Below are 13,919 nucleotides of genomic sequence, written 5' to 3'. Positions count from 1 at the left end.
TCAAGGCCGTCTGAAACATCAGCTTTCAGACGGCCTGCCCCTTTCAGCCCATATCGAAAAATAAACCAATCCGCTATACAATACCGCCCATTCCCACAGGCGCAATCCGCCGCCTTCCCACCCAACAGCACACACGGAAACATCATGAAAATCGCCACTTGGAACGTCAATTCCCTCAACGTCCGCCTGCCCCAAGTACAAAACTGGCTGGCCGACCACCAAGCCGACATACTCGCCTTACAAGAACTCAAACTCGACCAAGACAAATTCCCGGCCGCCGCCCTGCAAATGATGGGCTGGCACTGCGTCTGGAGCGGCCAAAAAACCTATAACGGCGTCGCCATCATCAGCCGCCACGAGCCACAAGACGTACATTGCGGCCTTCCCGCCCTCCCCGATGACCCGCAACGCCGCGTCATCGCCGCCACCATCAACGGCGTACGCGTCATCAACGTCTATTGCGTCAACGGAGAAGCCCTGGACAGCCCCAAATTCCAATACAAAGAACAATGGTTTGCTGCATTGACCGAGTTCGTCCGCACCGAAATGGCCACCCACCCCAAACTCGTACTGCTCGGCGACTTCAACATCGCCCCGGCCGATGCCGACTGCTACGACCCCGAAAAATGGCATGAAAAAATCCATTGCTCCTCCATCGAAAGACAATGGTTTAAAAACCTGCTCGACCTCGGCCTGACCGACAGCCTGCGCAAAGTCCACCCCGAAGGCGCGTTCTACACATGGTTCGACTACCGCGGCGCCATGTTCCAACGCAAACTCGGCCTGCGCATCGACCACATCCTCACCAGCCCCGAACTCGCCGCCACCCTCACCGACGTCACTGTCGACCTAGAAACCCGCGCCCAAGAACGCCCCAGCGACCATGCGCCGGTGATTGCCGAGTTTGACTGTTAGATTTTGAGTAAATAAATAATAAGGCCGTCTGAAAACTGGATTTCAGACGGCCTTGGTATTGTGCACAATAAAATATAGATTGAATTCTCAAATCTATTTGTTTTTGAGATTACAATAAGAACAAAGTTTGAAAATTTAGGAGTACATATGTTACTAGATATTAATGAGGATTTTAAATTAGTCTATGATCTTTCTATTGAAATAGAAAGAGATCCAAGCTTTATGCATCTGGTTCAACAAGTAACCCTAGACCCCAATAAACCGCATGTTGGTTTAAAAGGGAATTTAGGGTTATATGGATCTGAACTCTGGTGGGAAAATATAAAAAACAAAGTGATGAAAACAAATATTATTAGAGGAGTAATAAAAAGATGCTATAAAGCAGGCCAAGATAGCCAAGACTCAGTTAATTCATTCGAACTGATATTGCCTGATGGCCGAACATGGAATGAAAGTATCTATACAAATAACAGAAAAGATATTAACCTTTTTAAAATTGGTCATGAAGTTATTATATTTTATGCACATGATGAAATAAAATCATCTAATGGTATTAATGAACAAATAAGATATGCTGATACAGTTATTGAAATGGCTATATCAAAAAATGTTGTTATGGGCTACGCTGATAAATCTAGGTTTGTAAGATTTTTAATGTCTTTACGTCTATTGAAAACCAAAATATGAAAAAAGGTCGTCTGTTAATATTCAGACGACCTTCTTATTTTTACCTTTCAGACGGCCTTTAATATTTCCCATCAACCCAACGTTACCATCTCAATCTGCTCCATACTTCTGCCTAAGAAGCGTTCGCCGATGGTGCGGAAACGCAGTGGGATGTCGCTGACGTAGAAGCGGTAATCCGGATTGTCGTTCTCTGTATTCAGCAAACCTGCTTGCGCTAAGGCTTTGGCGGTGGCTTCAGCGGTGGTGATTGCGGAATCGACCAAGGTGACGTTTTGTGCTTCGCGGCCGATAAGCGGTTTGAGCAGTGGGAAGTGGGTACAACCCAACACCAGCGTGTCGATGTCGTCGGCCAAGAGTGGCTTCAGGTACTCGCATACGGTCAGGCGGGTGACTTCGTGATCGAGCCAGCCCTCTTCCACCAATGGCACAAGCAGGGGCGCGGCTTGTGTACGCACCAGCGTGTCGTTGTTTTGCGAATGGATAGCGCGTGCGTAGGCGTTGCTGTTGACGGTGGTATTGGTCGCGATAATGCCGATTCGGTTGTTTTTGGTGGTTTGCAAAGCAGCTTCCGCGCCGGCTGAGATAACGTCCAATACGGGCATATTGCCTGCTTTTTGACGGATTTTTTGTCCGGCAACAGCGGCGATAGTGTTACACGCGATGACGAGTGCTTTGACATCGTTTTCCAGCAGGAAATCGACAATCTGCATGGCGAAGGTTTCGATGGTGGCGCGGGATTTGGTGCCGTAGGGAACGCGTGCGGTATCGCCGAAATAGATGATGTTTTCCATCGGCAGGCGTTCCATCAGGGCGCGGACATTGGTCAAGCCGCCGACGCCGGAATCAAATACGCCGATGGGGCGTTGTTTGCTGGTACTCATGGTTAATTTCTTCAATATAAAGTCGAGGCCGTCTGAAACCGTTTTTCAGACGGCATGAAGGTTAAACATATTCTTTTTTATCGTTTTCCATCCAAGCCTGATGCGAGCAAACCCACAACAGTACGATACCGCACACGGTCGAACTCAACATCATACCGGCCATTACCAAGGCAGAACCATTGTGCAGCCAAGTCGTGGCCATGCCGACCGATGCGCCGATGAGGGATTGGAACACGCCCAAAACGGCATTTGCGCTGCCGCCCTCTTCGCTGAAATAGCCCATAAAGCAGGCTTGAGTGTTCGCACCGACCAAGCCTTGCGTACCGACTGAAAACATCACGCACAGCACCAAAGCCCACAAAGGCGGCAAAGACAGCAACAACACCAAAACCGCCATCAGCAAATTGGCGACGAATTGGACGATAATGCCCCATTTGAGGATGTTTTGCGGATGCGTACCGGTTTTCAAACGCCATGCGGTAACGCGGTTAAACGACATCATGGTAATGATATTGAGCGCAAATATCCAAGCATATTGATTTGGCGAAGCATGATACAGTTGTTGGTACACAAACGACGATTCGGTCAAAAAGGCAAACATCGAACCGAAACTGAAAGCTTGGAAAAACAGATAGCCCATCGCGGCGCGTGTTCTCAAAACACGTTTAAACCTGCCGGCTACCACGCCGAACACGTCCATGCTGATTTTGCCTTTTTGGTGCGGCTTGGGCAGGAAATACCACATCAATCCCCAAAGCAGCAGCGAATAGCAGGCCAGAAAACCGAAAATCATGCGCCAGCCGCCCAAATTCTGCAAGCCCGCACCAATCATCGGCGCCATCAGCGGCACAATCATCAGAATGATGCCGATTAAGGCAAACATCTGTGCGGCTTTGCGTCCGGAATAATAATCGCGCACCATCGCGCCGGAAATCACCACGGTCATCCCCGCACCAAACGCCTGCACGGCACGCAAGTTCAGCAGCTGCTCGACATTATTCACTATCGTTAAACCGATAACGGCGGCAAAGTAAATGCTCAAGCCCACCAAGGCGACAGGTTTGCGGCCTTTAATATCCGAAATCGAACCGCCGACCACCTGACCAAACGCCACGCCAAACATAAAAAAGCTCAGGCTTTGCTCAATGCGGTGGATATCCGAACCCAGCGACTTCGCCATTTCGGGAATCGCAGGCAGATAGGCATCGACAGAAAACGGCATCAGCGCGACCAACATCGCCATCAGCACGGCCATGGTTTTTTCGCCCAAAGGGGCTTGTTGTGCAGTCATTCCGATTTTCGCTTTCGTAACAAATATTCAAAAAACAAAGAAAACAACCGCCTTGTCAGACGGTTGCGGATTGGATGGAATTATAGCAGATTTCAACCCTATCCAATCACTGCACAAAAACCTTTGCAAAACTTAAGGCCGTCTGAAACTTTACTTGGTTGAATCCCCCCGCCGCAAACGTTAAAATGCTTGTTTTTTAAGACAACACATTGTTTCACATCACGGATTCTAAGGAATAATCATGACTACATTTCAAATTGCGCGTGCCGACGGGAAAACGCTCGAAATCCAAGGCAAAATGGCCAACCGCCACGGCTTGATCGCCGGCGCGACCGGTACGGGTAAAACCGTTACCCTGCGCCGCATGGCGGAAGCCTTCAGCAGCGAAGGCGTCCCTGTATTCTTGGTCGATGTCAAAGGCGATTTGTCGGGCATCGCGCAAGCCGGTGCCAACAGCGGCAAAGTGGGCGAACGCATCGCCGAGTTTGATTTGGGCGAGCAATGGCTGCAAAGTTTCCCCGTGCGCTTTTGGGATGTTTACGGCGAAACCGGTATTCCGGTGCGCGTGACTGTTTCCGAAATGGGCCCTATGCTTTTGGCTCGCCTGATGAATCTGAACGACACGCAGGAAGGCCTGCTCAACCTCGTGTTCAAAGTCGCCGACGACAGAGGCTGGCACATTCTGGACTTGAAAGACCTGCGCAGCATGCTGAAACACGTTTCCGACCACGCTTCGGAATACCGCACGCAATACGGCAACGTTTCCGCCGCCAGTATTGGCGCGATTCAACGCCAACTGCTGACTTTGGAAAACGAAGGCGCAGAAAAATTCTTCGGCGAACCTTCCCTCAACCTGCAAGACTGGATGCAAACCGACAACGGCAAAGGCATCATCAACATCCTCAATTCCGAAAAACTGATGCGCTCGCCGCGTATGTACAGCGCGTTTTTACTGTGGATGCTGGCAGAATTGTTTGAAACCCTGCCTGAAGTCGGCGATTTGGACAAACCAAAATTCGTGATGTTCTTCGATGAAGCGCATTTAATGTTCGACAATGCCGCCAATGCACTGGTCGAACAAATCGAACAAGTCGTGCGCCTGATCCGCTCCAAAGGCGTGGGCGTCTATTTCGTCACCCAAAACCCGCTCGACTTACCCGACACCATTCTCGGCCAACTGGGTAACCGCGTACAACACGCCCTGCGCGCCTTCACACCGCGCGACCAAAAAGCAGTCAAAGCTGCTGCCGAAACCTTCCGCAGCAACCCAAACATCAAAGTTGCCGAAGCGATTGCCGAACTCGGCGTCGGCGAAGCCCTCGTTTCCTTCCTTGATGAAAAAGGTATGCCCGAGCCGGTAGAACGCGCTCTCATCCTGCCGCCGCAATCTTCCTTAACCCCGCTTGCCGCAGAGGAACGCAACCGCTTGTTCCAAAACGACGATTTGTATCCAACCTACAAAGACATGGTGGACAACTACTCCGCTTTTGAAGCATTGGCCGAAGCAGACAGCCAGGCTGCCGCTGAAAAAGAAGCCGCAAATGCCGCTAAAGAGCAGGAAAAAGCACAAAAAGCCGCAGAAAAAGAAGCTGCCAATGCCGATCCCGGCATCCTCGGCGGACTGATCGGCGGTTTGAGCGGCGGACGTAAAAAATCCGGCCAAGGTTTGGGCTACAACGTTGTCGACGCCATCGGCAGCCAAATCAACCGCCAAGTAACCAACGCCATTTCACGCAGCGTAATGGGCATTATTAAAAATATGTTCAAATAATCAGCCTGCAAACATACTGCCTTTATTGCAATAGCCGCAAGTCGGATACTTGTATCCGACACCTTGCTTTCAGACGGCCTCAAAGCAGCCTGAAAACAAGCCAAGTGCCCGCCAAACAGGAAAACACGCCATGCCCCAAACCGTTACCCTTGTGCTGTACGACCCCGCACACGCCGCCGATTTGGACTACCGTCTGCACGGAGAGCAAGCACAATACTCGGTTTCGCCCCAAGAGCGGCTGCAAAACGGCCGGTTCGCCGCGCCCGACTGTTTGGCCGTAACCATTTTGTGCCAAAACCGCCCCATCGGATTTTTCATCCTTGATAAAGGCAGCGACCGCCTTACTTACAGCGCCAACCCCCGCGCCGTATTGCTGCGCTCGATGTCGGTCAACCCCGCATATCAGGGTCAAGGCTGCGCCCGCGCGGCGCTGGCTGACGATAAATTGGCGCCGCTCATCCGCAGCATATTGCCCGACTGCGACGAAATCGTGTTCGGCGTACACCACGCCAACCGCGCCGCCATCGGCCTGTACCAAAGCTGCGGATTTGCCGATACGGAGCGAACCTTTATGGGCACAAAGGGGCTGCAATATATTTACAGCAAAACGATTCGGTAAAAGGCCGTCTGAAAATCAATTTCAGACGGCCTTTTATTTATCAATCCAATCAGTTTTTCATCGATTGAACCGGCGCAGGAATTCTGCCGCCTCGGTTGACGAATACTTCGCACGAACCTTCTTTAACCGGCATTACAGGCGCGTAGCCCAACAGGCCGCCGAACTCGACGCTGTCGCCGACGGTTTTGCCGGTTACCGGAATAATGCGCACGGCAGTGGTTTTGCTGTTGATCATGCCGATGGCGGCTTCGTCGGCGATGATACCGGAAATGGTATGAGCAGGCGTGTCGCCGGGTACGGCAATCATATCCAAACCAACGGAGCAGACAGCGGTCATAGCTTCGAGTTTATCCAGTGTCAACACACCAGCTTCGGCAGCGGCAATCATGCCTTCGTCTTCGGAAACGGGGATAAACGCGCCGCTCAAACCGCCGACCGCGCTGGAAGCCATCATGCCGCCTTTTTTCACGGCATCGTTCAGCAAGGCCAAGGCAGCCGTCGTGCCGTGCGTACCGCAGACGCTCAAACCCATTTCTTCAAGAATGCGTGCCACCGAGTCGCCGACGGCAGGGGTTGGGGCCAACGATAAATCAAGAATACCGAATGGGATATTGAGCATTTTTGAGGCTTCGCGGCCGATAAGTTCGCCCACACGGGTAATTTTGAAAGCGGTTTTCTTCACAACTTCCGCAACTTCAGTCAATGTCGTTGCATCTGAATTTTCCAACGCGGCTTTTACAACACCCGGGCCGGATACGCCGACATTGATGACGGCATCCGCTTCGCCCGAACCATGAAACGCGCCCGCCATAAACGGATTGTCTTCCACTGCGTTGCAGAACACGACGATTTTCGCGCAGCCGAAACCTTCGGGCGTAATTTCAGCCGTGCGTTTGATGGTTTCGCCTGCCAGCTTGACCGCATCCATATTGATACCGGCGCGCGTGCTGCCGATATTGATGGAGCTGCACACGATGTCGGTAGTCTTCATCGCTTCGGGAATAGAACGGATCAGCACTTCGTCCGAAGGCGACATGCCTTTTTGCACCAGCGCGGAAAAGCCGCCGATAAAAGACACGCCGATGGCTTTGGCTGCCTTGTCCAAAGTTTGCGCCACACTAACATAAGAATCGGCTTTGGTTGCCGCCGCGATTTGAGCAATCGGCGTGACGGAAATACGCTGATTCACAATCGGCACGCCGTATTTGGCAGACAGATATTTTGCCGTTGCCACCAAGTCTTTGCCGACCGTAGTGATTTTGTTGTAAATGTTTTGGTTCAATACATCGATGTCGCTGCTGATGCAGTCGTGCAAATCAATGCCAATGGTAATGGTGCGCACGTCAAAATTCTGGTCGGCCACCATTTTGACGGTTTCTAAAATCTCGCCGGATTGAATACTCATGACTCTCCCTCCGACTTAAATACGGTGCATGGCTTGGAAAATTTCTTCGTTTTGCATACGGATATCAAGCGCGAGTTTTTTGCTCTCTTCCGCAAACAAATCCAAAACCTCTTGACGCGATTTGGTGGATTTTGAAGTGTCCACCAAAATAATCATGGTAAAAAAATCGTCCATCAGCTGTTGGCTGATGTTGAGAATATTGATTTGGTTTTCCGCTAAAATTTTGGAAACGTCGTACACAATGCCCACACGGTCTTTACCGATGACGGTGATGACTGAATTGTTCATAACGCTGTTTCTCCTGATAGGATATTTGAAAAGTGTTGACAATTATAACACTCAGGCCGTCTGAAAAACTGTTTCAGACGGCCTGAGTATTCAAATTTCAATTTTGATCATCGCCCTGCTTTCAAAGCCTGCCACAGGCGAACGCTGAGTTTGCTCGCATCGGTTGACTTAGGAGAGACAATGAAGCTTTTTTCCATCAATTCTTTACTTGGGAAAATCGATTCGTCAGATGTGTATTTTTCATCCATCAAATCACGCGCCGGACGACTGGCCGGAGCATAAGTCACATAGTTGCCGTTTTTAGCCGCTGTTTCCGGATTGAGCGTGTGATTGATGTATTTGTGTGCATTGGCCACATTTTGCGCATCACGCGGAATCATCAGCGAATCCACCCAAATACCGACGCCGCTTTTCGGCGCCAATACTTCGACTTCGACGCCGTTTCCGGCTTCTTTGGCACGGGTTTTGGCAATATTGAGGTCGCCGCCGTAGCCTACCGATACGCAAAGATTACCAGCAGCCATATCGTCGATATAGCCCGACGAGGTAAAGCGTTTGATGTCGGGACGCACTTTTTTCATCATATCGACGGCGGCTTTGATGTCGTCAGGGTTTTCGCTGTTCGGATCTTTGCCCAAATAATGCAAAGCCAAAGGAATCTGCTCGATGGCGCTGTCGAAATAGCTGATGCCGCAGGATTTCAATTTTTGGGTGTATTCAGGGTTAAACACCAAATCCCATTCGTTTTCAGGCAGCTTATCCGTACCCAAAGCCTTTTGAACCTGCTGTTTGTTGATCGCCAGCGTATTGATGCCCCAGAAATAAGGGACGGCATATTCGTTGCCCGGATCGACGGTTTCCATCATTTTCAACAAATCGGGATCGATATTGGCGTAATCGGGAATTTGCGATTTGTCGATTTTTTGATACGCGCCGGCTTTAATCTGGCGGCCGACATTGGCAATAGACGGCGCAACCAGGTCATAACCCGACTTGCCGGTCAGCAGCTTGGCTTCCAGCGCTTCGTTGCTGTCGTAGTAATCGTAGCGGACGTTGATATTCGTATTTTTTTCAAACGCAGACAGCGTGGCAGGATCGACATAATCCGACCAGTTGTAGATATTGAGTTTATCCGTTTGAGAGGAAGAAGTTTGAGTTTGAGATGCGGAAGATTCTGCGGCGGTTTCTTTTCCACCGCTACACGCAGTCAAGACGAGGCTCAAGATTGCCGCCGCCATCAAAGATTTTTTCATGGTTTCAGACCTTTTGTTCGGGGGGTAAAAATATTGCAGCGGTGGCAGATGCCACTTACAAAAGGGAAACTGTGGGGGCGGCCGGCATGTGTCCTTTGCCCTTAATTCAGCAAGGTTTGCATTAAACGGCAAAAAGCTTTTGAATGCAAGACCTTAAAGCAGAAAAAATTTTTATTTTTCAGACGGCCTGAAGCTATGGTTTTATTCATAAACAACATTTTTTCAGAAACGGTTTCATGCCGTCTGGAAAAAACTGTGGGCTTATTCAGACGGCCTCAAGATTTGTCAAAACCGCCCAATTTGTGGGAAAATTGCACGATTGAATTTAATGAAGGGCGACACCGTGTTAGACAGAGAAGGCTATCGCCCCAATGTCGGTATTATCCTGATTAACGAACGTAACGAAGTCTTTTGGGGCAAACGCGTACGCGAACATTCATGGCAGTTTCCACAAGGCGGCATCAAGCCGGGCGAAAGTCCTGAGACCGCCATGTACCGGGAATTGTACGAAGAAGTCGGCCTGTTGCCGCAACACATCAAAATCGTTGGCCGTACGCGCGACTGGTTGCGTTATGACGTTCCCAGTCATTGGGTGCGCCGCGAATGGCGCGGTTCGTATCGCGGACAAAAACAGATTTGGTATCTTTTGCGTTTGGTCGGCCGCGACAGCGACGTCAACCTCCGTGCCTGCCATCATCCTGAATTTGACGGCTGGCGCTGGCACCAATACTGGGCGCCGGTTGACGAAGTCATCGACTTCAAGCGCGGCGTGTATTTGGACGCATTGACCGAACTCTCCCGTTTCTTGCGCGGCATAGAAAGCTATGAAGACTTTATCCGTCGCAATCCAATAGAAAACCTATAACCCAAACGCTTTCAGGCCGTCTGAAAGCGTTGTTTTTCATCCTTTCAGACGGCCTTTACATTATTCCTATGGCTAAAAACAATCAATACAGTGAATCCAGCATTACCGTCCTCAAAGGCTTGGAGCCGGTCAAAGAACGTCCCGGTATGTACACCCGCACCGACAGCCCGACCCATATCTGTCAGGAAGTGATTGATAATGCGGCGGACGAGGCGTTGGGTGGTTTCGCGACTGCAATCGACGTGCAAATTCATGAAGACGGTTCGCTTTCCGTGCGTGATAACGGCCGCGGCATTCCCGTCGGCCTGCACCCTGAAGAAGGCGTACCCGTAGTCGAACTCGTGTTCACCCGTCTGCACGCAGGCGGCAAGTTCAACAAAAAAGACGGCGGCAGCGCCTATGCCTTTTCAGGCGGTCTGCACGGCGTCGGCGTATCTGTTACTAACGCCCTTTCCACCCGCCTTGAAGTAACGGTCAAACGCGAAGGCAAAGTCCACCGTATCGTCTTTTCCGGTGGCGACGTCATTGAGCCATTGACCGAAGTGGGCAAATGCGCCGTCAAAGACAGCGGTACCGAAGTGCGCGTGTGGCCGGACGGCAAATATTTTGAAAGCCCGAATTACAGCATTCCCGAACTCGAGCGATTATTGCGCGCCAAAGCTGTATTACTACCCGGCGTACGCGTTTCCCTGACCCGTCCGGTCAAAGGTGAAGACGAAGCATACACCCAAACCTGGCACTATCCAGACGGCCTGAAAAGCTATTTGACCGATCTGATTGCCGACGCTCAGGAAGCCGTACCTATCTTCTCTTGTGAAAACTACATTTCAGACGGCCACAACGGCGATTTCAGCATTGGCGAGGGAGCCGCGTTTGCCCTGACTTGGCTGGAGGAAGGCTCATGCGCCAACGAAAGCTACGTCAATCTGATTCCCACCCCATTGGGCGGTACGCACGAAGCAGGCTTGAAACAAGCCGTGTTCAACGCCGTCAACACCTTCATCAATCTGCATAACCTCTTGCCGCGCGGCGTGAAAGTGCAAAGCGACGACGTGTTCAGCAAAACCGCCTTCGTCCTCTCCGCCCGTGTCCTCGACCCGCAGTTCCAAGGTCAGACCAAAGACAAACTGACCAACCGCGACGCACTGAAACTCGTTGCCACCGTATCGGGCGATCCTTTGGAATTGTGGCTGAACCAAAACGTGGACTACGGCAAAAAAATCGCCGAACTCGCTATCCGTCAGGCACAAGCACGGATGCGTTCGGTTAAAAAGATTGAAAAGAAAAAAGGTAGCGGCGTCGCCGTCCTGCCCGGTAAGCTGACCGACTGCGAAAGCGAAGACATCCGCGAAAACGAACTCTTCCTCGTCGAAGGCGATTCTGCCGGCGGCTCTGCCAAACTTGCCCGCGACAAAGCCACACAGGCCATCCTGCCCCTGCGCGGCAAAGTGCTCAACAGCTTTGAAGTCCACCCCGACCAACTCTTCGGTAACGCCGAAATCCATGATATTTCCGTCGCCATCGGCGTTGATCCGCATGGAATCAATGACAATCCTGACTTAAGCGGCCTGCGCTACGGCAAAATCGCCATCCTGTCCGATGCCGACGTGGACGGCTCGCATATTCAAGTTTTGCTGCTGACCCTGTTCTACCGCCACTTCCCGAAACTGATTGCCGACGGACACATTTACGTCGCCCAGCCGCCGCTGTTCCGCGTCGATGTCAACGCACAAGGCAAGAGCAAACCCGCCCGCAAATTCTACGCCCTCGACCAAAACGAACTCGACAGCATTTTAGAGCGACTGCAAAAAGAAGGCGTTAAAGAAACTGCTTATTCCATCAGCCGTTTCAAAGGCTTGGGCGAGATGAACCCCGACCAGCTCAAAGACACCACCATGCACCCTGACACCCGCCGTCTGTTGCAGGTACAAATCCCAGAAGGCGCAGATGACGAAACACGCGATATCTTCGTCAAACTGATGGGCAAAGGCGAAGCCGCCGCCCGCCGCGCATGGATGGAAAAAGAGGGCGATACGGCAGAATTGGATATCTAATCTATTGTTTCAATAGACTAAAGGCCGTCTGAAACTTTTAAAGTTTCAGACGGCCTTTTTTAAAATCATCAGAAATTAAGATTAAACAGTATTTCAATATCCTGTTACTTACCTGTTTCTATTTTCGCGGCTTAATTATGCCTTTATAAGACAAACAAAAAAGCACTGATATAATCAGTGCTTTTTAAATAATGGCGCGGCGGACGGGGCTCGAACCCGCGACCCCCGGCGTGACAGGCCGGTACTCTAACCAACTGAGCTACCACCGCGCATCCACTGTCAAAGACAATGAAAAGGAAAGTGGTGGGTGATGACGGAGTCGAACCGCCGACATTCTGCTTGTAAGGCAGACGCTCTACCAACTGAGCTAATCACCCGATAAGCCGACATTAAATCAAAAAATCAGATTATGCGCAAGGTTTTTATTTAAATAAAAATATATCCCATTGAAAGAATATAGAATATTTTATTTGCCCGCAAAAATTACTGTTATACCGTTCTATCAATCGAAAATCAAATGTCCTAATTTATCCGCTTTAGTATGCAGATAACGCTCATTTTCCACATTTTCGCCGACATGTAATGCAATTCGTTCGACCACATTAATGCCGGAATCTTTCAACGTTTGGATTTTTTCAGGATTATTGGTCAACAATCTGACCTCACGAATATGCAGATAATCATAAATCTGCTTAGCCAAAGTGAAGTCGCGCGCATCAACAGGAAGGCCGAGTGCAACATTGGCCTCAACCGTATCCAAGCCCTGATCTTGTAGACGATAAGCACGGATTTTGTTTATCAAACCAATGCCCCTACCCTCTTGGCGCAAATATACGATAACGCCACGCCCTTCTTTCTGAACGGCTTGCATCGCCGCCTGAAGCTGAGGGCCACAATCACATTTCACTGAAAATAAAGCATCACCGGTCAAGCACTCGGAATGGATACGTGACAACACAGGCAGGCCGTCTGAAACATCGCCCATCGTCAATGCGACATGTTCCTGCCCGCCCTCTTCTTCGAAGCCGTGCATGGTAAATTCGCCCCATTCCGTAGGCAAACGGCATGACGCGACAAACTTCAACGCGTTACTCATTTTCTGCTTCCTCGTTTTCAGCCACGCCCAAGAGGTTTTTCAAAGGTTCCGCCAAGGCTAATGCAAGGGCAATCCAAGCCACCAATACTTCGTCAGGCGCACCGTCTTTGACATCAAATTCAGCATGTACCACGCCTAAAACCGCACCGCTGGGCATACAGACAGGAACAGAAATCTGACTCAAGCCGGGATGATTGCGTTCGTCCGACAATTCACCGATTTCCTGCCAATACGCTACATTCTGGCAAACATTCATCCAACCGCTTTGCGCCGTACGCACAGCCAAAAAAGCCTGTCCGGCCTGTTCGTCGATTGAAATCACATTTTCCAACGGCACGCCCCAACGGCTCAGACGGACCAGCGACAACGCGCCATCTTTCGGAAATGCTGTATAAACCGCTGCGCTTTTCAAATGCTCGGTGCGCTCGGCAACCGAATCCAAAGCCATAAAAATCTGTTTCAGCAACAATTCATGTTCGGCATCAACATAATCCGCCAACTGCCAACCGTCTTCAGACGGCCACAAAATCGAACGCTCAACCGAAGCATTGCCCATTTTAATCACAGCCTGGGCAGTCAAATAAGCAACATGTATCTCATCCGCAGGCAACTTCAAACCTTGCGTCTGCAAAAAATCTTTAATCAATAAAGCAGGCATCTGCCCTTCCTCACCAATAGTAAAGTTGAGGCCGTCTGAAAACAAACCCTGCTTTCAGACGGCCGGAATGAATCATTATATAAGGGATAAACCGAAAAATTCAAGCAAACAAGACTTTGCGCCCCCATTAATCTTG

At 50.4% G+C, this 13,919-nt stretch carries 13 protein-coding genes and 2 tRNA genes; 6 read left to right on the top strand and 9 right to left on the bottom strand.

What is annotated here, in order from left to right; all coding sequences use genetic code 11:
• Positions 1-144 precede the first annotated feature (144 nt).
• Both xth and CYJ98_RS01365 read left to right on the top strand, forming a co-directional pair.
• Positions 145-915, top strand: a complete 771-nt coding sequence (xth, locus tag CYJ98_RS01370; RefSeq protein WP_101756386.1) for an exodeoxyribonuclease III — start codon at positions 145-147, stop codon at positions 913-915.
• 147 nt (positions 916-1,062) lie between these two features.
• Positions 1,063-1,602: a hypothetical protein gene (locus CYJ98_RS01365; protein WP_101756387.1), complete on the top strand. Its 540-nt coding sequence runs from the start codon at positions 1,063-1,065 to the stop codon at positions 1,600-1,602.
• A gap of 71 nt (positions 1,603-1,673) precedes the next feature.
• Here the strand turns inward: CYJ98_RS01365 and murI are convergent, their stop codons facing one another.
• Together murI and CYJ98_RS01355 are read right to left on the bottom strand one after the other, a co-directional pair.
• Positions 1,674-2,483, bottom strand: coding sequence for a glutamate racemase (gene murI, locus CYJ98_RS01360; RefSeq protein WP_101756388.1), 810 nt, complete (start codon positions 2,481-2,483; stop codon positions 1,674-1,676).
• Positions 2,484-2,544: 61 nt separating this feature from the next.
• On the bottom strand, positions 2,545-3,774 hold the full coding sequence (locus tag CYJ98_RS01355; RefSeq protein ID WP_101756389.1) for a multidrug effflux MFS transporter: 1,230 nt from the start codon (positions 3,772-3,774) through the stop codon (positions 2,545-2,547).
• Between the two features lie 241 nt (positions 3,775-4,015).
• Between CYJ98_RS01355 and CYJ98_RS01350 the strand changes: the two genes are divergently transcribed.
• On the top strand, positions 4,016-5,545 hold the full coding sequence (locus CYJ98_RS01350; protein ID WP_101756390.1) for a helicase HerA-like domain-containing protein: 1,530 nt from the start codon (positions 4,016-4,018) through the stop codon (positions 5,543-5,545).
• A 130-nt stretch (positions 5,546-5,675) separates the two neighbouring features.
• Positions 5,676-6,164, top strand: a complete 489-nt coding sequence (locus CYJ98_RS01345) for a GNAT family N-acetyltransferase (protein WP_101756391.1) — start codon at positions 5,676-5,678, stop codon at positions 6,162-6,164.
• 49 nt (positions 6,165-6,213) lie between these two features.
• Here the strand turns inward: CYJ98_RS01345 and CYJ98_RS01340 are convergent, their stop codons facing one another.
• From CYJ98_RS01340 to CYJ98_RS01330, 3 genes are all read right to left on the bottom strand, one after another.
• On the bottom strand, positions 6,214-7,569 hold the full coding sequence (locus CYJ98_RS01340) for a PFL family protein (RefSeq protein ID WP_101756392.1): 1,356 nt from the start codon (positions 7,567-7,569) through the stop codon (positions 6,214-6,216).
• Between the two features lie 15 nt (positions 7,570-7,584).
• Positions 7,585-7,857 (bottom strand): ACT domain-containing protein, encoded by a 273-nt coding sequence (locus CYJ98_RS01335; RefSeq protein ID WP_101756393.1) that lies wholly within the window; start codon positions 7,855-7,857, stop codon positions 7,585-7,587.
• A gap of 107 nt (positions 7,858-7,964) precedes the next feature.
• The gene (locus CYJ98_RS01330) at positions 7,965-9,110 is read right to left on the bottom strand and encodes a polyamine ABC transporter substrate-binding protein (protein ID WP_101756394.1); all 1,146 of its coding nucleotides are present in this window, start codon (positions 9,108-9,110) and stop codon (positions 7,965-7,967) included.
• 328 nt (positions 9,111-9,438) lie between these two features.
• Here CYJ98_RS01330 and CYJ98_RS01325 point away from each other — a divergent pair, with 328 nt between their 5' ends.
• Positions 9,439-9,975, top strand: a complete 537-nt coding sequence (locus CYJ98_RS01325) for an RNA pyrophosphohydrolase (protein ID WP_004520487.1) — start codon at positions 9,439-9,441, stop codon at positions 9,973-9,975.
• Between the two features lie 68 nt (positions 9,976-10,043).
• Complete coding sequence (parE, locus tag CYJ98_RS01320) at positions 10,044-12,029, top strand: DNA topoisomerase IV subunit B (RefSeq protein WP_101756395.1); 1,986 nt, start codon at positions 10,044-10,046, stop codon at positions 12,027-12,029.
• A gap of 192 nt (positions 12,030-12,221) precedes the next feature.
• Here the strand turns inward: parE and CYJ98_RS01315 are convergent.
• The 4 genes from CYJ98_RS01315 to CYJ98_RS01300 form a co-directional block, all read right to left on the bottom strand.
• Positions 12,222-12,298 (bottom strand) — tRNA-Asp (locus CYJ98_RS01315).
• Between the two features lie 32 nt (positions 12,299-12,330).
• Positions 12,331-12,406 (bottom strand) — tRNA-Val (locus CYJ98_RS01310).
• A gap of 125 nt (positions 12,407-12,531) precedes the next feature.
• Complete coding sequence (ribA, locus tag CYJ98_RS01305; RefSeq protein WP_003685106.1) at positions 12,532-13,125, bottom strand: GTP cyclohydrolase II; 594 nt, start codon at positions 13,123-13,125, stop codon at positions 12,532-12,534.
• Positions 13,118-13,783: a hypothetical protein gene (locus tag CYJ98_RS01300; protein ID WP_167382875.1), complete on the bottom strand. Its 666-nt coding sequence runs from the start codon at positions 13,781-13,783 to the stop codon at positions 13,118-13,120. Before CYJ98_RS01300 ends, ribA begins: the two co-directional genes overlap by 8 nt.
• Positions 13,784-13,919: the final 136 nt, after the last annotated feature.

The organism is Neisseria perflava, assembly GCF_002863305.2.
Classification (GTDB): domain Bacteria; phylum Pseudomonadota; class Gammaproteobacteria; order Burkholderiales; family Neisseriaceae; genus Neisseria; species Neisseria perflava_A.
Note: the sequence above shows the minus strand (reverse complement) of the source record. Positions and strands in the feature narration are given on the sequence as shown.

Bases quoted from the DNA above. Each gene is read 5' to 3' on its own strand.
- xth (WP_101756386.1), top strand. From the start codon at position 145: ATGAAAATCGCCACTTGGAACGTCAATTCCCTCAACGTCCGCCTGCCC.
- CYJ98_RS01365 (WP_101756387.1), top strand. From the start codon at position 1,063: ATGTTACTAGATATTAATGAGGATTTTAAATTAGTCTATGATCTTTCT.
- murI (WP_101756388.1), bottom strand. From the start codon at position 2,483: ATGAGTACCAGCAAACAACGCCCCATCGGCGTATTTGATTCCGGCGTC.
- CYJ98_RS01355 (WP_101756389.1), bottom strand. From the start codon at position 3,774: ATGACTGCACAACAAGCCCCTTTGGGCGAAAAAACCATGGCCGTGCTG.
- CYJ98_RS01350 (WP_101756390.1), top strand. From the start codon at position 4,016: ATGACTACATTTCAAATTGCGCGTGCCGACGGGAAAACGCTCGAAATC.
- CYJ98_RS01345 (WP_101756391.1), top strand. From the start codon at position 5,676: ATGCCCCAAACCGTTACCCTTGTGCTGTACGACCCCGCACACGCCGCC.
- CYJ98_RS01340 (WP_101756392.1), bottom strand. From the start codon at position 7,569: ATGAGTATTCAATCCGGCGAGATTTTAGAAACCGTCAAAATGGTGGCC.
- CYJ98_RS01335 (WP_101756393.1), bottom strand. From the start codon at position 7,857: ATGAACAATTCAGTCATCACCGTCATCGGTAAAGACCGTGTGGGCATT.
- CYJ98_RS01330 (WP_101756394.1), bottom strand. From the start codon at position 9,110: ATGAAAAAATCTTTGATGGCGGCGGCAATCTTGAGCCTCGTCTTGACT.
- CYJ98_RS01325 (WP_004520487.1), top strand. From the start codon at position 9,439: ATGAAGGGCGACACCGTGTTAGACAGAGAAGGCTATCGCCCCAATGTC.
- parE (WP_101756395.1), top strand. From the start codon at position 10,044: ATGGCTAAAAACAATCAATACAGTGAATCCAGCATTACCGTCCTCAAA.
- ribA (WP_003685106.1), bottom strand. From the start codon at position 13,125: ATGAGTAACGCGTTGAAGTTTGTCGCGTCATGCCGTTTGCCTACGGAA.
- CYJ98_RS01300 (WP_167382875.1), bottom strand. From the start codon at position 13,783: ATGCCTGCTTTATTGATTAAAGATTTTTTGCAGACGCAAGGTTTGAAG.